Genomic DNA, 21,033 nt, shown 5'->3' with positions numbered 1-21,033 from the left:
TGGCAACAACAACGCCCCCGCGAGATACGCGGGGGCATGCAGGTCACGTATCAGTTGAACAACCCGTAGAAGAATAGACGGATGCTATCCCACATACGGCGGAAGAAACCACCTTCCTCGACGCCATCGAGGGCGATCAGGTCGGCACTGTGAACCACTTTCTCGTCCAGTTTGACTTCCACTTTGCCGATCACGTCACCTTTGGCGATGGGTGCGGTGAGCTGCGGGTTCATGGTCATCGAAGCCTGCAGGCGCTTCAATTGGCCTTTAGGCATAGTCATGGTCAGGTCGTCGGCCAGGCCAGCCTTGATCTGGCCGGTGGCGCCCTTCCAGACAGGAGCCTGGGTCAGCTCGGTGCCCTTCTGGTAGAAGGTCTGGGTTTCGAAGAAGCGGAAGCCATAGGTCAGCAGCTTCTGGGTTTCGGCAGCACGCGATTGCTCGCTGTTGGTACCGAACACCACGGCGATCAGGCGCTGGCCGTCGCGAACGGCCGAAGCCACCATGCAGTAGCCAGCTTCGTCGGTGTGGCCGGTTTTCAGGCCATCGACGGTCTTGTCACGCCACAACAGCAGGTTGCGGTTCGGCTGCTTGATGTTGTTCCAGAAGAATTCCTTCTGCGAATAGATGGCGTAGTGGGCCGGGTCGACGGTGATGATCGCACGGGCCAGGGTGGCCATGTCGTGCGCCGACGAATAGTGGTCCGGGTGCGGCAGGCCGGTCGGGTTCATGAAGTGGCTGTTGGTCATGCCCAGGTCGGCAGCCGTCTTGTTCATCATGTCGGCGAAGGCATCTTCGCTGCCGGCGATGTGCTCGGCCAGGGCGACCGAAGCGTCGTTGCCGGACTGGATGATGATGCCGTGCAGCAGATCGCTGACGGTCACCTGGCTGCCCACCTTGATGAACATGCGCGAACCGCCAGTACGCCAGGCGTTTTCGCTGACGGTGACCGGGTCGTTTTCACCGATCTGGCCACGGCGGATGTCCAGGGTGGCGATGTAGGCGGTCATCAGCTTGGTCAGGCTGGCCGGCGGCAGGCGCTCGTCACCGTTGTTCTCGACCAGCACGTTGCCGCTGGACGCGTCCATGAGTACGTAGGACTTGGCTGCCAATTGAGGTGGTGCCGGCGTCATCTGCTCAGCCGCGAAGGCGGCAGGCGTGATCATCAGCAGTACAGGCAGGCAAAGTCGTTTGGCAAGGTTGGTGATGTTCATCCGTCTCTCGAAAATCGCTAATGGTCTGAGATGTTCCCTGGGCAAGATCGTGTGCCCAGCGCCAGTCAGTCTAGTTTTGTGGCCGTCGGCCTGGCCCACGAACGTGCGGCTTTATGTCGCTGCGGGCAAAAGCCGTCATTGTACATGGGCGCGCCCGGCAATTCATGACAAAACCGACAGTTTGGTTGCGGCCACGCTGATGGCCGCCCCATATAAACGGTCAGTCTGCTGTGACCAGCTTGGCCTGCCCCAAGTTCGCCAGGCGGATGCTGTCTTGTGCCTGCTGGATCTCGCCCTGGCTGCCGATCGGCCCCAGGCGTACGCGGTGCAGGGTCTGCTGGTTACGCACGATCGAGCTGATGAACACCGGCGCATTGACCATGGTGCTGAGCTTGGAGCGCAGCAGCTCGGCTGCGTCCGGGTTGGCAAAGGCGCCTACCTGCAGGAAGCTGCCGCCGTTGCCCGCCGGCACGTTGTTGCCTCCCACCTGCACCGGCACCACCGGCGCTGCGTGCTGCTGCGGCGGCGGGGTCCATTGCTCGACACGCCCGGTGTTGGCCGGGATCGCCTGGGTCTGGGCTACCTGCGGTTCTTTGAGCACCATCGGCGGCGTCTGGCCACGCTGGGCCCACCACTGCTGCGGGTCGATACCCTCGACGCGCACATGCGCGGTGCCGATCTCGGCGTAACCCAGCTTTTTCGCCGCCGCATAGGACAGGTCGATGATACGGTCGGAATAGAACGGACCACGGTCGTTCACCCGCAGGATCACGCTGCGACCGTTGGCCAGGTTGGTCACCCGCACATAGGCCGGCAGCGGCAGCGTCTTGTGCGCTGCACTCATGCCGTACAGGTCATACAGCTCGCCGTTGGCGGTGTTCTGCCCATGGAACTTGGTGCCATACCACGACGCGGTGCCCTCGGCGCGGTAGTTGCGCGAGTCCTGCATCGGGTAGTAGGTCTTGCCCAGCACCGTGTACGGGTTGGCCTTGTAGTTGCCCGTATGCACGGTCGGCGTGGCATCGGGGATCTTGTTCACATCCACGTCCCACCACGGTGCGCCGTCCTTGTGTGCCCGGTTGATGTCCAGGCCTGGCTGGCTGCGAACGACGTTGCCACTGCTTTGCTGGGCCGGGCGATTGGAGGAGCAACTGGCCAGCACCACGCCAACGGCGAGGCAGGTGAGCAGCTTGAAAGAGTTGGCAGAGATGATTGCGCGCATTACTTGACGCCCCGTACTTGAACCAGCTGTTCCGCAAGCTGATGCACCGCCATGGCATACATCACGCTGCGGTTGTAACGCGTGATCGCGTAGAAGTTCTTCAGGCCCACCCAGTACTCGGGGCCATTGTCACCCTCAAGGCGGAAAGCGGTAACCGGCAGATCATCGCGCAGCGAATCATGAACCGACCAGCCGAGCGCGCGCAACTCCCCGACGGTTTTCACAGGCTCGATGCCTGTGGTCAGGCCTTCGTCGGCGCGTGCGCCATCCACCCAGGCGCGGCTGACCACGCCCCCACCGGCCACCCAGCCATGACGCTTGAAGTAGCTGGCGACGCTGCCGATGGCATCGTCCGGGTTGTTCCAGATGTTGATGTGACCGTCGCCGTCGAAGTCCACCGCAAAGTTACGGAAGCTACTCGGCATGAACTGCGGCAGGCCCATGGCGCCGGCGTAGGAGCCTTTGAGCGTGAGCGGGTCGAGCTGTTCATCGCGGGCCAGCAACAGGAATTCGCGCAGTTCCTTGCGGAAGAATTCAGCCCGAGGCGGGTAGTCGAAGCCCAGGGTCGACAGGGCATCGATCACCCGGTAGTTGCCAGTGTTGCGGCCAAAGAACGTTTCCACACCGATGATGGCGACGATGTACTGTGCCGGCACGCCGTATTCCTGCTCGGCACGGGCCAATACCGCCTCGTGCTGGCGCCAGAAGTCCACACCACGGGCGATACGCGCGTCGGTGAGGAACATCGGCCGGTAGTCCTTCCAAGGTTTGACCCGTTCGGCCGGGCGCGAGATAGCGTCGAGGATCGACTGCTTTCGCTGCACGTCAGCGAAAACGCCCATCAGCTGCTCAGGGGCAAAGCCATAGTCGCGGCTCATTTCGCCGACAAACTGGGCCACCTGCGGCGAGCCTTGGTAATCGCCGGCATGGGCCAGCTGTACAGCGCCGAACAGGCCCACCGCGCCGATCCACGGCGCACAACGGGCAGCCCAGTTACGCACTGCTTGCATGAAATTCTTCACCTTATTCAAACCTGTGCGATCCATTTGCGGTGCGTGTGGATCGACATCAGAACGCCAAACGCTGACAGCAGCGTCACCAACGATGTTCCGCCATAGCTGATAAACGGCAGCGGCACGCCCACCACGGGGAGAAGGCCGCTGACCATTCCGATATTGACGAACACGTATACAAAAAAGGTCATGGTCAGGCTGCCCGCGAGCAGCTTGCCGAACAGGGTCTGCGCCTGGGCCGTGATCATCAGGCCACGGCCGATCAGCAACAGATAGACAATCAGCAACAGGCAGATGCCGACCAGGCCGAATTCCTCGCCCAGTACGGCGATGATGAAGTCGGTGTGGCTTTCGGGCAAAAAGTCCAGGTGCGACTGGGTACCGAGCAGCCAGCCCTTGCCGAACACTCCGCCCGAACCGATTGCAGCCTTCGACTGGATGATGTTCCAGCCCGTGCCCAACGGGTCGCTCTCCGGGTCGAGGAAGGTCAGTACCCGCTGCTTCTGGTAGTCGTGCATCACGAAGAACCACATCGCCACCGCCACCGGCACTGCCGCTGCCAGCACGCTGAGGATCCAGCGCCAGCGCAGGCCACCCATGAACAGCACGAAAGCACCGGAGGCAAGGATGAGCAGCGCGGTGCCCAGGTCAGGCTGGCGTACGATCAATATGAACGGCACGCCAATCAGCACAAGGCTGATGGCCACGTGCTTCAAATGCGGTGGCAAGGTGCGTTTGGACAGGTACCAGGCGATGGTCGCCGGCATGATGATTTTCATGAATTCCGAGGGCTGGAAGCGGATCACCCCGGGGATGTTGATCCAGCGCGTGGCCCCCATGGCGTTGTGGCCCATCACGTCCACCACCACCAGCAACAGCACACCGGTCAGGTAGGCCAGCGGCACCCAACGGGCCATGAAGCGTGGCTCGAGCTGGGCGATGACGAACATCGACACCAGCCCGATGCCGAACGAGGTGGCCTGCTTGAGCAGCAAGTCCCAGTTCTTGCCACTGGCCGAATACAGTACGAACAGGCTGCCGGCCGCAAGGGTGAGCAGAATGACCAGCAAGGGGCCGTCGACATGAATGCGCTGCAGAAAGCTGGCGCGCCGACGCATCACATCCTCGCTGGAGAGCATGCGATCGAAATTGTTCATCACAGGGCCGATTCCTGGGTCACGGTGGCAGGCGCGAACTCGGGCTTGAGCCGGCCGTTTTCGTCGAGCAGCCAGGCGTCCATGATCTGGCGTACCACGGGGGCAGCAACACCAGAGCCGGACTCACCGTTCTCGACCATCACCGAGACCACGATCTTCGGGTCATCGGCCGGGGCAAAGGCGACGAACAGGGCGTGGTCGCGGTGGCGCTCCTGAAGTTTGTTGCGGTCGTACTTCTCACCCTGCTTGATCGCCACCACCTGGGCGGTACCGCTCTTGCCGGCAATGCGGTACTGGGCGCCAGCGGCCGCCTTGCGTGCAGTACCACGGGCGTTGTGCATCACCTGCTCCATGCCGTGGGTGACCTTGGCCCAGTCGGACTTGTCACGCAGCACGATGTTGTCCATGGGGTTTTCGTCCACCGGCGGCTGGCCTTCGATGGTCTTGGCCAGGTGCGGGCGGTTCCACACGCCCTTGTTGGCGATCAATGCGGTGGCCTGGGCCAATTGCAGTGGCGTGGCCTGCATGTAGCCTTGGCCGATGCCGAGAATCAGGGTTTCACCCGGGAACCAGGCTTGGCGGCGCGTGGCACGCTTCCATTCACGCGATGGCATCAACCCGGCGGACTCCTCGAACATGTCGAGGGAAACCCGCTGGCCGATGCCGAACTTGTTCATGTAGCTGGACAACCGATCAATGCCCATCTTGTGCGCAAGGTCATAGAAGTAGGTGTCGTTGGAACGCATGATCGCGGTGTCCAGATCGACCCAGCCATCGCCGGAGCGGTTCCAGTTACGGTATTTGTGGTCATAGTTGGGCAACTGGTAGTAGCCCGGGTCGAACACTCGGCTGCTGGCGTTGACCACGCCACTGTCCAGGCCGGCAATCGCCACGGCCGGCTTGATGGTCGAACCCGGCGGGTACAGGCCACGCAGCACGCGGTTGAACAGCGGCCGGTCTATCGAGTCGCGCAGTTCGGCATAAGCCTTGAAGCTGATGCCCGTCACGAACAGGTTGGGGTCGAAACTTGGCTGGCTGACCATCGCCAGCACCTCGCCAGTACGCGGATCGAGCGCCACCACCGCGCCACGCCGACCGCCCAGCGCGGCTTCGGCGGCTTCCTGCAGCTTGATGTCCAGGCTCAGCACGATGTCCTTGCCAGGTTTCGGGTCGGTGCGTTTGAGCACTCGCAGCACACGGCCACGGGCGTTGGTCTCGACTTCCTCGTAGCCGACCTGGCCGTGCAAGGCGTCTTCGTAGAAGCGCTCGATGCCGGTCTTGCCGATATGGTGGGTGCCGCTGTAGTTCACCGGGTCGAGGGTTTTCAGCTCTTTCTCGTTGATGCGCCCCACATAACCCACCGAATGGGCGAAATGCGCCCCCTGCGGATAATGCCGCACCAGCTGCGCAACCACTTCCACACCTGGCAGGCGGAACTGGTTTACTGCCACCCGGGCGATCTGCTCTTCATTCAGCTCGAACAGGATCGGCACGGGCTCGAAGGGCCTACGGCCCTGACGCATGCGCTTCTCGAACAGCGCCCGGTCATCGGCAGTCAACTCCAGCACTTCGACGATGGTATCCAGCACTTCTTGCCAGTTACCTGCACGTTCGCGGGTCATCGACAGGCTGAAGCTGGGCCGGTTGTCGGCAACGATCACCCCGTTGCGGTCGAAAATCAGCCCACGAGTCGGGGGAATCGGCTGCACGTGCACCCGGTTGTTCTCCGACAGCGTCGAGTGGTAGTCGTACTGGATGATCTGCAGGTAATACAGCCGTGCGATAAGCACACAAATAAGCAGCATGATCGCCACCGCGCCGACCACGACGCGGTTGCGCACCAAGCGGGCGTCTTTCTCGTGGTCCTTGAGACGGATCGGCTGCGACATCGGACTGCTTACAGGCTCATTTGTGGTAAGGGTGCCCGGACAACACGGTCCAGGCGCGGTAGATCTGCTCGCCGATGAGTATCCTTACCAACGGGTGCGGCAGGGTCAGCGGCGACAGCGACCAGCGTTGCTCGGCGCGCGCACAGACCTCAGGCGCAAGGCCTTCCGGGCCCCCCACCATCAAATTCACCGTGCGCGCATCCAGGCGCCAGCGATCCAGCTCGGTCGCCAACTGCTCGGTACTCCAGGGCTTGCCATGGACCTCGAGGGTGACAATGCGTTCCCCAGGCTGCACCTTGCTCAGCATGGCTTCGCCCTCCTGACGGATCAGGCGGGCGACGTCGGCATTCTTGCCACGGGTATTCAGCGGGATTTCCACCAGCTCCAGCGACAGCTCGGCAGGCAGGCGCTTGGCATATTCATGCCAGCCTTCCTCGACCCACTTCGGCATGCGCGAGCCGACCGCAATCAGGCGCAAACGCACAGCGCTGCCCTTATTCGCGGTCTTTGAGCTTGTCGGAGTACTCGTGAGCGTGGTCCGGGCTGTGGTGCTTGCCATCGGCAGCACGGCTTTGCTCGGCACCCTGCCACAGGCGCTCCAGGTCATAGAACTGGCGGGCAGCGGCAGTCATCATGTGCACGATGACGTCGTTCAGGTCCAGCAGCACCCAGTCGCTGTCGCCCTTGCCTTCTTCACCCAGTGGTTGGGCGCCCTTGGCCTTCACGGCTTCGCGGACCTTTTCCAGCATCGCGTTGATCTGGCGGTTGGAGGTACCGGTGGCAATGATCATGTAGTCGGTCAGGCTGTGCTTTTCGCGCACGTCGATGACCTGGATGTCCTGGGCCTTGACGTCTTCCAGCGCTGCCTTGGTCAGGGCGACCAGTTCTTCGCCGTAAATTTTCTGCTTGGTCATATAAAACTCGTTCAACTCGTTAGATGAGGCGCCAGAGGCACCGTCAGTTGGGCGCACGATACAGTTCGTGCGCCTCGATGTAGGCCAGTACGGCGTCCGGCACCAGGAACCTCACCGATTTGCCGCTGGCCAGCAGCTGTCGGATCTGTGTAGCCGACACCGCAAGCGGCGTCTGCCAGACGAACGAAATATTTCCCGCCGGGCCGGACATGGCGGCAGGATCGCTCTCCGAGCGCGCAGCCAGCAGGTTGCGCAGCTCGTCAGGGGGTTCTACGTCGGCATCCGGGCGTTGCAGCACCAGGATGTGACAGTGTTGCAGCAGTTCTTCCCAGCGATGCCAGGTAGGGAGGCCACAGAAGGCATCCCAGCCCAGCACCAGGAACAGCTGGTCGTTTTCGGCCAGTTCGGCGCGGATCGACTCCAGCGTATCGATGGTGTACGACGGTTTGTCACGTTCCAGCTCGCGGGCATCGACGCTCAGGCAGGCAACGCCTTGCACCGCTTCACGAACCATCGCCAGGCGATCCTCGGCGGCCACCTGCGGGGTGTCGCGGTGCGGCGGCCGGGCGTTGGGCAGCAGGCGCAACTCGTCCAGCCCCATGAACTCGGCCACTTCCAGCGCGCTGCGCAGGTGGCCGATGTGCACGGGGTCGAAGGTGCCGCCTAGAATGCCGATGCGCCGGACTGCCTGGGCCTTGCTCAACTCAGCACGACCCCTGGCCGCGCAGCTGGCCATCGCCGATGACCACGTACTTCTCGCAGGTCAGGCCTTCCAGGCCGACCGGGCCACGGGCATGCAGCTTGTCGGTGGAAATGCCGATTTCCGCACCCAGGCCGTACTCGAAGCCGTCAGCAAAGCACGTCGGGGTGTTGAGCATGACCGACGCCGAGTCGACTTCAGCCATGAACTGGCGGGCTTCGCCCTGGTGTTCGCTGATGATCGAGTCGGTGTGGTGCGAGCCATAGTGGTTGATGTGCTCGATGGCCTGGTCCAGGCCGTCCACCACGCGGATCGACAGGATCGCGTCCAGGTACTCGGTGTGCCAGTCGTCTTCGCTGGCCGGCTTGGCCTCGATCAGCGCGCGGGTACGCTCGCAGCCACGCAGCTCCACACCCTTCTCCCGGAAGCGGCGGGCCATTTCCGGCAGGAAGCGCTCGGCCACCTGCTGGTCGACCAGCAGGGTTTCCATGGCGCCACAGATGCCATAGCGGTAGGTCTTGGCGTTGAAGGCCACGTTCCAGGCCTTGTCCAGGTCGGCATGCTGGCTGACGTAGACGTGGCAGATACCGTCCAGGTGCTTGATGACCGGCACCCGGGCATCGCGGCTGATGCGTTCGATCAGGCCACGGCCGCCGCGCGGCACGATGACGTCGACGAACTGCGGCATGCTGATCAGCGCGCCCACGGCTTCGCGGTCAGTGGTCTCGACCACCTGAACCACGGCTGCCGGCAGGCCGGCTTCAGCCAGGCCACGCTGGATGCAGGTGGCGATGGCGCGGTTGGAATGGATGGCTTCGGAGCCGCCGCGCAGGATGGTCGCGTTACCCGACTTCAGGCACAGGCTGGCGGCATCGATGGTCACGTTCGGGCGCGATTCGTAGATGATCCCGATCACCCCCAGCGGTGTGCGCATCTTGCCGACCTGAATGCCCGATGGGCGGTAGCTCATGTCGCGAATCGCACCGACCGGGTCCGGCAGGCTGGCCACCTGGCGCAGGCCGGTGATCATGCCGTCGATGCGTGCCGGGGTCAGCGCCAGGCGGTCGAGCAGCGCCGGCTCCAGGCCATTGGCGCGGCCGGCGGCCAGGTCCAGTTCGTTGGCGGCAGTCAGCTCGGCACGGGCAGCATCCAGCGCATCGGCGGCGGCTTGCAGGGCGCGGTTCTTCTGCGCGGTGCTGGCACGGCCGATCACCCGGGAAGCCTCACGGGCAGCGCGACCCAGGCGGGTCATATAGTCAAGAACGGACTCAGTCATGGGTTCGGTGTCTTGGCGAAGGGGAAATCGGCTGATTATAACTGCCGCGCAGGTGTACGCCCAGCGGCGGGTGGCGGATGGTAGAAAATGGTAGTTCGTCTCACGATTATCTGCGCCTGTGAAATCGAGCGCCGCGCGGGCGGCGCTCAATTTCAACGACAACGAATACACCACGGCGAGCACACCGAAGCCCCACAAGCGAAACATACAGATACCATTCAATCGCGCCCCTGGTTCAGCCTCGATTAAGCCAATCATTGCTATCATCCCGCCTCCCCAGCCACGAACCGCCCGCATGCCAGCCCTGCCCGACAGCTTTTTCGACCGCGATGCCCAGACCCTGGCCAAAGCCCTGCTCGGCAAGGTTATCCGCCATCGCCACGGCGACCTGTGGCTTGCCGCGCGCATCATCGAGACCGAGGCTTACTACCTCGCCGACAAAGGCAGCCACGCCTCGCTCGGCTACACCGAAAAGCGCAAAGCGCTATTCCTGGATGGTGGTCACATCTACATGTACTACGCCCGCGGCGGCGACTCGCTGAACTTCAGCGCCCACGGGCCGGGCAACGCGGTGCTGATCAAGTCCGCCTATCCTTGGCAGGATGCCCTTTCAGGCCCCAACAGCCTGGCGCAGATGCAACTGAACAACCCCGATGCCAGTGGCAAGCTGCGCCCGGATGAGCGCCTGTGCGCGGGCCAGACCCTGCTATGCCGGGCCCTGGGCCTGAAAGTGCCGCACTGGGATGCCCAGCGCTTCGACGCCGAGCGACTGTACGTGGACGATTGCGGCAACGCCGTACCACGGGTTATCCAGGCCGCGCGCCTGGGCATCCCGCACGGACGTGACGAACACCTGCCCTACCGTTTCGTCGATGCCGAATACGCCCGCTTCTGCACGCGGAACCCGTTACGTCGCGGCCAAGTCGAAGGCCGTGACTTCTTCATTCTCGAACAAGGAAGCTGAACATGGGCCAATGGCTCGACAGCCTGACCGGCTGGCTCAGCGCCAACCCACAGTGGCTTGGCCTGGCGATTTTCCTGGTGGCCTGCATCGAATGCCTGGCCATCGCCGGCATCATCGTGCCGGGCACCGTGCTGCTGTTCGCCGTCGCGGTACTGGCCGGCAGTGGCGCCTTCAGCCTAGGTGAAACCTTGCTGCTGGGCTTCCTTGGCGGCCTTTTGGGTGATGTGCTGTCGTATACGGTGGGCAAGCACTTCCACCAGAACATCCGCCGCCTACCCTTACTGCGCCATCACCCGGAATGGATTGGCAGCGCCGAGACCTACTTCCAGCGTTATGGCATTGCCAGCCTGCTGGTAGGCCGCTTCATCGGCCCTCTGCGGCCGATGCTGCCGATGGTGGCCGGCATGTTCGACATGCCTCTGCCGCGCTTCATCGCCGTCAGCCTGGTGGCCGGCGCTGGCTGGTCGGTCGCCTATCTGCTGCCCGGCTGGGCCACTGGCGCAGCCATGCGCCTGCCGCTGCCGGAAGGCTTCTGGCTGGATGCGGGCATCATCGCCGGCACCCTGGCCGTGGTGATTGGCCTTAGCCTTAACTGCAGCCTGCGTGACCAGCGTCACGGCACCCGGCTGGTTGCAGGCCTCAGTTTCATCGCCCTGGCCGGGATATTTATCGGTTGGCCTTACCTGCATGAGTTCGATCAAGGCGTGATGACACTGGTCCAGGAACACCGCAGCCAGGCCATCGATGGCACCGTGGTCCTTGTGACGAGGCTGGGCGACTTCCGTACTCAGTTCTTCCTTGGCGGGCTGCTGACAGGCCTGTTGCTGCTTGCCCGGCAGTGGCGACACGCCATGTTCGCTGTCGGCGCCCTGATGGGCACGGCGATTGCCAACGGCACACTCAAATGGCTGTTCGCCCGGGCACGACCGGAAGTGCTGACCGACCCGCTGACCAGCTACAGCATGCCCAGCGGGCACAGTTCGGCGTCGTTTGCGTTCTTTCTGGTGATGGCCGTGCTGGCGGGGCGTGGGCAGCCACCGCGGATGCGCCTGACCTGGGTGATGCTGGGTTGCATTCCGGCCCTGGCGATTGCCCTGTCGCGGGTTTACCTGGGGGCTCACTGGCCGACAGACATTCTGGCCGGAGCACTGCTGGCGTGCTGCGTGTGTGCGCTTAGCCTGACCCTGGTGCAACGGCGCCAGACACTGCCAGCCTTGCCGCAGCGGGCGTGGTGGCTGGTGTTACCGGCCTGCGTGGCGCTGCTGGCGTTCTTTGCCATGCATGCGCTGCCGCAGGCTTTACTTCGATACCAATATTGATGTAGCCAGTACCCTCAGGCAAACAGTTCGCCCTGAATCCGCTCCAGCAGCTTCTGGATCTCCCCCAGCCGCTGCTGCGGTGAATCCAGGGTCAACAAGTCCAGCTTGTCCTCTTCCATGAACGGCAGCAGGTACGCCAGCTGATTGGACAGCGCCTGACGCCCATCCACTGGCCTCGGCATGTCCAGCGCTTCGACCATCGGGTGCTCACCCAGCGCCACCAGCAGCGCCAACAGGTCATCGTCGGCTTCAAGCAACGGGCTGTCCGCCTGTTCCGGCAACCACTGTACCTGCCCTACCAGCAACTGGTCTTTCTGCACTTCGGTGCTGTCGAGGTTAAAGCGCCGAACGCCTTCAACACGGATACCCAGCAACCCGTTGTCCTGCTGCACGAAGTCGCGGATGACCGCCTCACAGCCAATCGAGGCGACCATCGGCGGCGCTTTGCCAACCTGCTCGCCCTCAAGGATGCACACCACACCAAAACCTTCGCCCTGCTTCATGCAGCGGCTTATCATGTCCAGGTAGCGCGCCTCGAAAATCTGCAAATCGAGAAAGCAGCCAGGAAACAGCACGGTATTGAGCGGAAACAGCGGTAGCGTCATCACAAGTCCTCAAGCCACCAGGCTGACCGCCAGCGGCAGGAACACCGCCGTGGCCACGCCCATCAGGCTCATCGCCAGCGCGGCAAAGGCGCCGCATTCATCACTTTCCTGCAGGGCCACCGAAGTGCCCACCGCGTGCGCGGTCACCCCAAGCGACATGCCTCGCGCCTCAGGGCTGTGTACCCCGAAGCGGTTCAGCAGTGCCGGGCCGAAGATGGCCCCGATCACCCCGGTAATCAATACGAACACCGCAGCCAAGGCCGCCACGCCACCAATCTGTTCGGCCACCAGCATGGCGATCGGCGAGGTCACGGACTTCGGCGCCATGGTCATCAGGATCATGTGTTCGGCACCGAACCACCAGCCCAGCAACAGGCAGAACAGGGTGGCGAACAGACCCCCGACTACCAGCGTAGTAAATGTGGGCCAGAACAGCTGGCGGATACGCCGCAGGTTGAGATAGAGCGGCACAGCCAGGGCGACAGTGGCAGGCCCCAGCAGGATGTTCATGATTTCGGTGCTTTTGCGGTACTCGCTGTAGTCGATACCGCACAGCAGCAATACACCGATTACCAGCAACATCGACACCAGCACCGGCTGCAGAAAGATCCAGCGGGTCTTTTCGTAGGCCGCCAGCACAACCTGGTAGGCCCCGAGCGTAATGCCGATACCGAACAACGGGTGATGGACGACTGCGTCAAGCGCGCCTTGCCAGTCGAGCATCATGGCTGCTCCTCACGCTTGCCCTGGCGCTGGATGAGCTTTTGCATCAGCACCCCGACAAACACCAGCGTCACCAGACAGGAAATCAGCAAGGCACCGACAATGGCCCAGAAATCAGCGGCAATGTCCTTGGCATACACCATCACCCCTACCGCCGGCGGCACCAGCAACAGCGGCAGGTAGCGCAACAGGCTACTGGCGGCCTCGTTCAACGGCTTGCCCACTTCACCGCGAGCCATGAGAAAGAACAACAGCAGCAACAGGCCAATAATCGGCCCCGGCAAAACCGGCACCAACAGGTGATTGATCGCCGTTCCCAGCAGCTGGAACAGCACCAGCCAGCTCAAACCACGCAACAGCATAAGCATCTCCCTCGGGCATGGTGGCCATTATAAGCACGCCCGGCTATAGACCGATATTCGCCGAAAAGCGGGCAACTTGACTGAAACGGTTCGCCGTGCTGATCTTGCACTTTCGTACCAACTGACAACCCGGAGAGTCCGCGATGCCCTATGTACCGGTTACAGAGCTTTCGCAGTACGTTGGTAAGGAACTGGGCCGCTCTGCCTGGCTCAAGATCGACCAGCAGCGCATCAACCTGTTCGCCGAGGCAACCGGCGATTTTCAGTTCATTCATGTCGACCCTGAGAAGGCGGCAAAAACACCGTTTGGCGGCACGATTGCCCACGGTTTCCTGACATTGTCGCTGATTCCCAAGCTGATCGAGGACATCCTGGTCCTGCCGCAAGGGCTTAAGATGGTGGTGAACTATGGGCTGGACAGCGTCAGGTTCATTCAGCCGGTCAAGGTCGACAGCCAGGTGCGGTTGAAAGTGGACCTGGCCGAGGTGACAGAGAAAAAGCCGGGGCAGTGGTTGCTGAAGGCGATTGCCACCTTGGAAATTGAGGGTGAAGAGAAGCCTGCTTATATAGCTGAATCGCTTTCCCTGTGTTTTGTCTGATGCATTCCGGGGGCGCCGCGTGCGCCCCGATCCACAAATCCCCCGCACTCGCGTAAACTGCCAGCCTTCGCGCAGCCTAGGGCTGCCCCTGTCGATTTACCAAAGGTGCCCGCCATGCCCTGGCTGCAAGTACGCCTGGCCATCAGCCCGGAACAAGCCGAAACCTACGAAGACGCCCTGCTTGAAGTAGGCGCCGTCTCGGTCACGTTCATGGACGCCGAAGATCAACCGATCTTCGAGCCAGACCTCAACACCACCCCGCTGTGGTCGCACACCCACCTGCTGGCCCTGTTCGAGGCCGATGCAGAGCCTGAGCAGGTGTTTTCCCACCTGCGCCTGCTGACCGGCGCCGAGCTGCCCGAGCACCAGGCCGAAGTGATCGAGGACCAGGACTGGGAACGCAGCTGGATGGACAATTTCCAGCCGATGCGTTTCGGCCAACGTCTGTGGATCGTGCCGAGCTGGCACGATGCCCCGGAAAAGGACGCCGTCAACCTGCTGCTCGACCCGGGCTTGGCCTTCGGCACTGGCACCCACCCCACCACTGCCTTGTGCCTGGAGTGGCTGGATGCCCAGCAAATGCAAGGCACCCAGGTGCTGGACTTTGGCTGTGGCTCGGGCATCCTGGCCATTGCCGCGTTGCTGCTGGGCGCCCGTGAAGCAGTCGGTACCGACATCGACGTGCAGGCCATCGAGGCTTCGCGCGACAATGCCCAGCGCAACGGCATTGCCGATGAAAAGCTGGCGCTGTACCTGCCCGAGCACATGCCGGCCATGCAGGCCGACGTGCTGGTCGCCAACATTCTGGCCGGCCCGCTGGTATCGCTGGCGCCGCAGTTGTCCGGCCTGGTCCGCCCAGGTGGCCTGCTGGCTCTGTCGGGCATCCTCGCCGAGCAGGGCGAAGAAGTGGCTGCCGCCTACGCCGCCGACTTCGAGCTGGACCCGATCGTCGTACGCGACGGCTGGGTGCGCATCAGTGGTCGCCGCCGTTAAGCGGGCCTAGAATAGTCTTCTGCACAGCTCCCGGATTGCCGCATGACCGACAGTTTCGTCACCCAGTGCCCGCATTGCCAGACCAGCTTTCGCGTCACCCACCACCAGTTGAGCGTGGCTCGCGGTGTGGTGCGCTGCGGTCACTGCTTGCAGGTGTTCAATGCCGCCAAGCAGTTGCTGGAGCAGAACCGCGCCAATGCCCCCGTGGCGCCTGCGCCAGTACCCGCTGTGCCGGCCGAACCGCTGATCGAACAGGCGGTCACCCCTGAGCCCGCCATCGAAGTGCGCAACGATAGCGCTGACGATGCCTGGGCGCTTACCGCCCAGGCACTGGATGAGCTCGACCTCGACAAGGAACTGGAGCGCCTGGAACGTCGTGGCCAACCGGCACCCACACGCCCGGCCAACCTGGATGGCGGGCTGCAGGCACGGCGCGACGAGCTGCACCCGGACGAGCACGCAGACGACCTGTTCGGCACAGCCACCGATGAGCCCTTCGAACCCCAACAGCCGACAGAAGCCGCCCCGGCGCTGTTGGAGCCAGAGCCCCTGGCGCTGGACCTGGAACCGGCACCCGGCGAGCGCACCGAACCGACCCTGGGCAGCAACCACGACCTGGATATCGATGACGAGCCGCCCGTACACCGCGCGCCCGAAATCGATAAGCAGCCTGCCTTCAGCGAGCCACTGCGCGCCAGCGATGACGAAATACCGGAAAAAGGCCTGAGCGCCCGCGACGATGAGCCGCTGGCGCTGCATCTGTCGGCCCGCGACGATGAACCTGACGAGCCACTACCCGGCGACCGCCTTGAACCAGGCCTTGCCAGTAAACCTGAGCGCCCGGCCCGCAAGGAACCGCTGGTCGACGTGGTCGACGACCCGCTGCAGCTGGGCTGGGAAAAACCCGCCCCCAACTGGGGCAAGCGTTTGCTGTGGGGTTTTCTGACCTTGTTGGCTGCTGGCCTGCTGGCCTTCCAGTACGTGTGGTTCCATTTCGACGAGATGGCCCGCCAGGACCAGTACCGGCCAATTTTCCAGCAGGTCTGCCCGATGGTCGGTTGCCAGGTGCCCACCCGCGTCGATATTGCACGCATCAAGAGCAGCAACCTGGTGGTGCGCAGCCACCCCGACTTCAAGGGTGCACTGATCGTCGATGCGATCATCTACAACCGCGCCCCCTTCTCCCAGCCGTTCCCGCTGCTGGAACTGCGCTTTGCCGACCTCAATGGCCAGCTGATCGCCAGTCGTCGCTTCAAGCCCAGCGAGTACCTCTCAGGCGAATTGGCCGGGCGTGGCGACATGCCCAGCCAGACGCCGATCCATATCGCTCTGGACATCCTCGACCCGGGGCCGAAGGCCGTCAACTACAGCCTGAGCTTCCGTTCGCCGGAATAGGCAGTGCGCCAGCGGGGCTGCCAGGCAGCCCCGCTGTCCATATGTGGCACCAAAAGTCATAAGCCGACAACTGTTCAGATTTTATCCAAATCCATCTTTATCCGGTCACCGAGAGCGGGTATCATGCCAACCCTTTTTCGAACTCCAAGATTCGGCCCCACAACAGGGATCACCTATGTCGGCGGTACGCATCGGCCAATACACACTGCGTAACAACCTGATCCTCGCGCCCATGGCCGGGGTCACGGACCAGCCTTTCCGTACACTTTGCCAGCGCCTGGGCGCGGGCATGGTGGTGTCGGAAATGGTCAGCAGCGACATGAGCCTGTGGAACAGCCGCAAGTCGAGCCTGCGCCGCATCCATGAAGGTGATCCCGAGCCACGCTCGGTGCAGATCGCCGGCGGTGATGCGCAGATGATGGCAGCGGCGGCGAAGGCCAACGTCGAAGCGGGCGCCCAGATCATCGATATCAACATGGGCTGCCCGGCAAAAAAAGTCTGCAACAAAGCTGCAGGCTCTGCTTTATTGAGAGATGAAGCCTTGGTCCACGAAATCCTCCACGCCGTTGTAGGCGCCGTGGATGTTCCGGTGACCCTGAAGATCCGCACCGGTTGGGACCGGGCGAACAAGAACGGCCTGAACGTGGCGAAGATCGCCGAACAGGCCGGCATCCAGGCGCTGGCGGTGCATGGCCGTACACGCGCCGACCTGTACACCGGCGAGGCCGAATACGACACCATCGCTGCCATCAAACAGGCGGTGTCGATCCCGGTTTTTGCCAACGGCGATATCACTTCGCCAGAAAAGGCCCGGGCGGTGCTGGATGCCACCGGGGTCGACGGCCTGTTGATCGGCCGCGCCGCCCAGGGGCGGCCGTGGATCTTTCGCGAGATCGAGCATTACCTGCGCACTGGCGAACACCTGCCAGCGCCGCAGCTGGACGAAGTGGAACGCATCCTGCTGGAGCACCTGGCCGCGCTGCATGCCTTCTATGGCGATGTGATGGGCGTACGTATCGCCCGCAAGCACGTTGGCTGGTACCTGGCAACACGACCCGGCGGCAAGGAGTTTCGCTCCCGGTTCAACGCTTTGGAAGATACACAAGCGCAGTGCGCCAACGTTCGCGCGTTTTTCAGTGAACGTCGACAGAGCCTTGAGACAGAGGACGGACAAGGGGTGGCCGCATGACGATGATGACCGAGACATTTGTGAGTGGAACAACGCCCGTGAGCGAAAACGCCAACCTGAAACAGCACCTCAACACGCCGAGCGAAGAGGGCCAGACCCTTCGCGACAGCGTCGAGAAGGCGCTGCACAACTACTTCGCCCACCTGGAAGGCGCGACCGTGACGGACGTGTACAACCTGGTGCTCTCCGAAGTCGAGGCGCCCCTGCTCGAATGCGTGATGAACTACGTGAAGGGCAACCAGACCAAGGCCAGCGAGATGCTCGGGCTGAACCGAGGCACCCTGCGCAAGAAGCTCAAGCAGTACGACTTGCTGTAAGCCAGAATCCCAACCAGAAAAGGCGGCTCCCTGAACAGAGGCGCCTTTTTTGCTGACTCCACCGCGTTATTGGAACCCGAAATGACCGACCAGACTACCCGCCTGCCAGTCCGCCGCGCCCTGATCAGCGTCTCCGACAAGACCGGTATCCTCGAATTCGCCCGTGAGCTGCAACAGCTCGGTGTCGAGATCCTGTCCACCGGCGGCACCTACAAGCTGCTCAAGGACAACGGCGTGAACGCGGTGGAAGTGGCCGACTACACCGGCTTCGCCGAAATGATGGATGGCCGGGTCAAGACCCTGCACCCGAAGATCCACGGCGGCATCCTCGGCCGTCGCGGCACCGACGACGCCATCATGAACGAGCACGGCATCAAGCCGATCGACCTGGTCGCGGTCAACCTGTACCCGTTCGAAGCCACCATTTCCAAGCCTGGCTGTGACCTGCCGACCGCTATCGAGAACATCGACATCGGCGGCCCGACCATGGTCCGTTCGGCTGCCAAAAACCACAAAGACGTGGCCATCGTGGTCAACGCCAGCGACTACGCCGGCATCGTCGAAGGCCTTAAAGCCGGTGGCCTGACCTACGCCCAGCGCTTCGACCTGATGCTCAAGGCGTTCGAGCACACTGCCGCCTACGACGGCATGATCGCCAACTACATGGGCACCATCGACCAGGCCAAGGACACCCTTTCGACTGCCGATCGCAGCGAATTCCCGCGCACCTTCAACAGCCAGTTCGTCAAGGCCCAGGAAATGCGTTATGGCGAGAACCCGCACCAGAGCGCGGCGTTCTACGTAGAGGCCAAGAAAGGCGAAGCCAGCATTTCCACTGCCGTCCAGCTGCAAGGCAAGGAACTGTCGTTCAACAACGTGGCCGACACCGACGCCGCGCTGGAGTGCGTGAAGAGCTTCGTCAAGCCAGCCTGCGTTATCGTCAAGCACGCCAACCCGTGCGGCGTGGCCGTTGTGCCTGAAGACGAAGGCGGCATCCGCAAGGCCTACGACCTGGCCTATGCCACTGACACCGAGTCGGCATTCGGCGGCATCATTGCCTTCAACCGCGAGCTGGACGGCGAAACCGCCAAGGCCATCGTCGACCGCCAGTTCGTCGAAGTGATCATCGCGCCGAAAATTTCCCAGGCTGCCCGTGAAGTGGTTGCCGCCAAGCAGAACGTACGCCTGCTTGAGTGCGGCGAATGGCCTGCCGAGCGCGCTGCCGGTTGGGACTTCAAGCGCGTCAACGGTGGCCTGCTGGTGCAGAGCCGCGATATCGGCATGATCACCGCTGATGACCTGAAAATCGTCACCAAGCGCGCCCCGACCGAACAGGAAATCCACGACCTGGTGTTCGCCTGGAAAGTGGCCAAGTTCGTCAAGTCGAACGCCATTGTCTACGCCAAGCAGCGCCAGACCATCGGCGTAGGCGCTGGCCAGATGAGCCGCGTCAACTCCGCGCGCATTGCTGCAATCAAGGCCGAGCATGCTGGCCTGCAGGTGCAGGGTGCGGTCATGGCCTCGGACGCGTTCTTCCCGTTCCGTGATGGCATCGACAATGCGGCTAAAGTGGGTATCAGCGCCGTGATCCAGCCGGGTGGTTCGATGCGTGATGCCGAGGTGATTGCAGCCGCTGATGAAGCCGGTATCGCCATGGTGTTCACCGGTATGCGCCACTTCCGCCACTAATTACGTGGATCCCGAGGCGAGTCGAGATCCTGTGGGAGCGGGCTTGCCCCGCGAATACGATGGTGCCTTCACCACCGCATTCGCGGGTCAAGCCCGCTCCCACAGAGATCGCCGGCAGCCTCAGGATCACCTGAATCGAGGTTTTGACATGAAAGTTTTGATCATCGGCAGCGGCGGCCGTGAGCACGCCCTGGCCTGGAAAGTCGCCCAGGACCCACGCGTCGAGAAAGTCTTCGTTGCCCCAGGCAACGCCGGCACCGCTATTGAAGCCAAGTGCGAAAACGTCGCCATCGACGTCTGCGCGCTGGAGCAACTGGCCGACTTCGCCGAGAAGAACGTCGACCTGACCATCGTCGGCCCGGAAGCACCGCTGGTCATCGGCGTGGTGGACTTGTTCCGCAGCCGTGGCCTGGACTGCTTCGGCCCAACCAAGGGCGCGGCCCAGCTGGAAGGCTCCAAGGCCTTCACCAAGGACTTCCTGGCACGCCACAAGATCCCGACCGCCGACTACCAGAACTTCACCGAAATCGAACCTGCACTTGCCTACCTGCAAGAGAAAGGCGCACCGATCGTGATCAAGGCCGACGGCCTGGCTGCGGGCAAAGGCGTGATCGTCGCCATGACCCTCGAAGAGGCCGAAGCCGCCGTGCGTGACATGCTGGCCGGTAACGCCTTTGGTGAAGCCGGTTCGCGTGTGGTGATCGAAGAGTTCCTCGACGGCGAGGAAGCCAGCTTCATCGTCATGGTCGACGGCCACAACGTATTGCCCATGGCCACCAGCCAGGACCACAAGCGCGTCGGCGACCAGGACACCGGCCCGAACACCGGCGGCATGGGTGCCTACTCCCCTGCCCCGGTGGTGACCGCAGACGTGCACCAGCGCGTGATGGACCAGGTCATCTGGCCGACCGTGCGCGGCATGGCCGAGGAAGGCAACGTCTACACCGGCTTCCTCTACGCAGGCCTGATGATCGACAAGGCGGGCAACCCCAAAGTCATCGAGTTCAACTGCCGCTTCGGCGACCCAGAGACCCAGCCGGTCATGCTGCGCCTGGAGTCGAGCCTGGTGCTGCTGATCGAAGCCGCTTTCGCCAAAGCGCTGGACAAGGTCGAAGCTCAGTGGGACCCGCGTCCAAGCCTGGGCGTGGTGCTGGCAGCTGGCGGTTACCCAGGCGACTACGCCAAGGGCGACGCCATCAGTGGCCTGGACGCTGCGGCCAAGATCGAAGGCAAGGTGTTCCATGCCGGTACTTCGCTCAAGGATGGCCAAGTGGTCACCAACGGCGGCCGCGTTTTGTGTGCCACCGCCATGGGCAGCACCGTTGCTGACGCGCAGCAGCAAGCTTACCGTCTGGCCAAGGAAGTGAGCTGGAACGGCAGCTTCTACCGTACCGACATCGGTTATCGGGCCATCGCCCGCGAGCGCGGTGAGCACCAGCAGTAAGTACTACCGGAGCGCCGTAGCGCTTTCAGCGCACGGCATCCGGCTCGTCGAC

Annotated in this window: 21 protein-coding genes; 9 read left to right on the top strand and 12 right to left on the bottom strand. The window is 62.8% G+C overall.

Annotated features, from left to right (window positions below; genetic code table 11):
- Positions 1-50: 50 nt before the first annotated feature.
- From D8767_RS04025 to D8767_RS03985, 9 genes are all read right to left on the bottom strand, one after another.
- Positions 51-1,211, bottom strand: coding sequence for a D-alanyl-D-alanine carboxypeptidase family protein (locus D8767_RS04025; RefSeq protein ID WP_016712184.1), 1,161 nt, complete (start codon positions 1,209-1,211; stop codon positions 51-53).
- A 220-nt stretch (positions 1,212-1,431) separates the two neighbouring features.
- Positions 1,432-2,433, bottom strand: coding sequence for a septal ring lytic transglycosylase RlpA family protein (locus D8767_RS04020; RefSeq protein WP_016712185.1), 1,002 nt, complete (start codon positions 2,431-2,433; stop codon positions 1,432-1,434).
- Positions 2,433-3,443, bottom strand: a complete 1,011-nt coding sequence (mltB, locus tag D8767_RS04015; protein WP_028698510.1) for a lytic murein transglycosylase B — start codon at positions 3,441-3,443, stop codon at positions 2,433-2,435. The genes D8767_RS04020 and mltB overlap by 1 nt, the downstream gene beginning before the upstream one ends.
- 17 nt (positions 3,444-3,460) lie before the next feature.
- Complete coding sequence (rodA, locus tag D8767_RS04010) at positions 3,461-4,564, bottom strand: rod shape-determining protein RodA (protein WP_042131952.1); 1,104 nt, start codon at positions 4,562-4,564, stop codon at positions 3,461-3,463.
- A gap of 38 nt (positions 4,565-4,602) precedes the next feature.
- Positions 4,603-6,492, bottom strand: coding sequence for a penicillin-binding protein 2 (gene mrdA / locus D8767_RS04005; RefSeq protein ID WP_016712188.1), 1,890 nt, complete (start codon positions 6,490-6,492; stop codon positions 4,603-4,605).
- Between the two features lie 16 nt (positions 6,493-6,508).
- Complete coding sequence (rlmH, locus tag D8767_RS04000; protein ID WP_003249722.1) at positions 6,509-6,976, bottom strand: 23S rRNA (pseudouridine(1915)-N(3))-methyltransferase RlmH; 468 nt, start codon at positions 6,974-6,976, stop codon at positions 6,509-6,511.
- 10 nt (positions 6,977-6,986) lie between these two features.
- Positions 6,987-7,406, bottom strand: coding sequence for a ribosome silencing factor (gene rsfS / locus D8767_RS03995; RefSeq protein ID WP_016712189.1), 420 nt, complete (start codon positions 7,404-7,406; stop codon positions 6,987-6,989).
- Positions 7,407-7,449: 43 nt separating this feature from the next.
- A complete protein-coding gene (nadD, locus tag D8767_RS03990; protein WP_016712190.1) occupies positions 7,450-8,142 on the bottom strand; it encodes a nicotinate-nucleotide adenylyltransferase in 693 nt (230 codons plus the stop codon).
- Positions 8,111-9,382, bottom strand: coding sequence for a glutamate-5-semialdehyde dehydrogenase (locus D8767_RS03985; protein WP_016712191.1), 1,272 nt, complete (start codon positions 9,380-9,382; stop codon positions 8,111-8,113). The genes nadD and D8767_RS03985 overlap by 32 nt, the downstream gene beginning before the upstream one ends.
- A 295-nt stretch (positions 9,383-9,677) precedes the next feature.
- Here D8767_RS03985 and D8767_RS03980 point away from each other — a divergent pair, with 295 nt between their 5' ends.
- Positions 9,678-10,346: a DNA-3-methyladenine glycosylase gene (locus tag D8767_RS03980; RefSeq protein ID WP_016712192.1), complete on the top strand. Its 669-nt coding sequence runs from the start codon at positions 9,678-9,680 to the stop codon at positions 10,344-10,346.
- Positions 10,347-10,348: 2 nt separating this feature from the next.
- Positions 10,349-11,665, top strand: coding sequence for a bifunctional DedA family/phosphatase PAP2 family protein (locus D8767_RS03975; protein WP_016712193.1), 1,317 nt, complete (start codon positions 10,349-10,351; stop codon positions 11,663-11,665).
- Between the two features lie 14 nt (positions 11,666-11,679).
- Here the strand turns inward: D8767_RS03975 and D8767_RS03970 are convergent, their stop codons facing one another.
- From D8767_RS03970 to D8767_RS03960, 3 genes are read right to left on the bottom strand one after another with little or no spacing between them, the layout of a single operon-like run.
- On the bottom strand, positions 11,680-12,270 hold the full coding sequence (locus D8767_RS03970; protein WP_016712194.1) for an LON peptidase substrate-binding domain-containing protein: 591 nt from the start codon (positions 12,268-12,270) through the stop codon (positions 11,680-11,682).
- 9 nt (positions 12,271-12,279) lie between these two features.
- A complete protein-coding gene (locus D8767_RS03965) occupies positions 12,280-12,996 on the bottom strand; it encodes an LrgB family protein (RefSeq protein WP_016712195.1) in 717 nt (238 codons plus the stop codon).
- Positions 12,993-13,355 carry a CidA/LrgA family protein gene (locus D8767_RS03960; protein ID WP_016712196.1) on the bottom strand — a complete coding sequence of 121 codons (363 nt, stop codon included), beginning with the start codon at positions 13,353-13,355 and terminating at the stop codon, positions 12,993-12,995. The genes D8767_RS03965 and D8767_RS03960 overlap by 4 nt, the downstream gene beginning before the upstream one ends.
- 143 nt (positions 13,356-13,498) lie before the next feature.
- On the opposite strand from D8767_RS03960, the gene D8767_RS03955 reads away from it, so the two are divergent.
- The 7 genes from D8767_RS03955 (at position 13,499) to purD (ending at position 20,981) form a co-directional block, all read left to right on the top strand.
- On the top strand, positions 13,499-13,954 hold the full coding sequence (locus D8767_RS03955; protein WP_016712197.1) for a MaoC family dehydratase: 456 nt from the start codon (positions 13,499-13,501) through the stop codon (positions 13,952-13,954).
- 114 nt (positions 13,955-14,068) lie between these two features.
- Entirely contained in the window at positions 14,069-14,947 is an 879-nt protein-coding gene (prmA, locus tag D8767_RS03950) for a 50S ribosomal protein L11 methyltransferase (RefSeq protein ID WP_016712198.1), read from the top strand.
- A 42-nt stretch (positions 14,948-14,989) separates the two neighbouring features.
- Entirely contained in the window at positions 14,990-16,342 is a 1,353-nt protein-coding gene (locus D8767_RS03945) for a DUF3426 domain-containing protein (RefSeq protein ID WP_016712199.1), read from the top strand.
- Between the two features lie 175 nt (positions 16,343-16,517).
- A complete protein-coding gene (dusB, locus tag D8767_RS03940; RefSeq protein WP_016712200.1) occupies positions 16,518-17,531 on the top strand; it encodes a tRNA dihydrouridine synthase DusB in 1,014 nt (337 codons plus the stop codon).
- A complete protein-coding gene (gene fis, locus D8767_RS03935) occupies positions 17,528-17,848 on the top strand; it encodes a DNA-binding transcriptional regulator Fis (RefSeq protein WP_016712201.1) in 321 nt (106 codons plus the stop codon). The genes dusB and fis overlap by 4 nt, the downstream gene beginning before the upstream one ends.
- 81 nt (positions 17,849-17,929) lie before the next feature.
- Complete coding sequence (gene purH / locus D8767_RS03930) at positions 17,930-19,537, top strand: bifunctional phosphoribosylaminoimidazolecarboxamide formyltransferase/IMP cyclohydrolase (protein ID WP_016712202.1); 1,608 nt, start codon at positions 17,930-17,932, stop codon at positions 19,535-19,537.
- A 148-nt stretch (positions 19,538-19,685) separates the two neighbouring features.
- A complete protein-coding gene (gene purD / locus D8767_RS03925; RefSeq protein WP_016712203.1) occupies positions 19,686-20,981 on the top strand; it encodes a phosphoribosylamine--glycine ligase in 1,296 nt (431 codons plus the stop codon).
- The last annotated feature ends 52 nt before the right edge of the window (positions 20,982-21,033 follow it).

This window comes from Pseudomonas sp. LTGT-11-2Z (assembly GCF_003691445.1).
Classification (GTDB): domain Bacteria; phylum Pseudomonadota; class Gammaproteobacteria; order Pseudomonadales; family Pseudomonadaceae; genus Aquipseudomonas; species Aquipseudomonas monteilii.
Note: the sequence above shows the minus strand (reverse complement) of the source record. Positions and strands in the feature narration are given on the sequence as shown.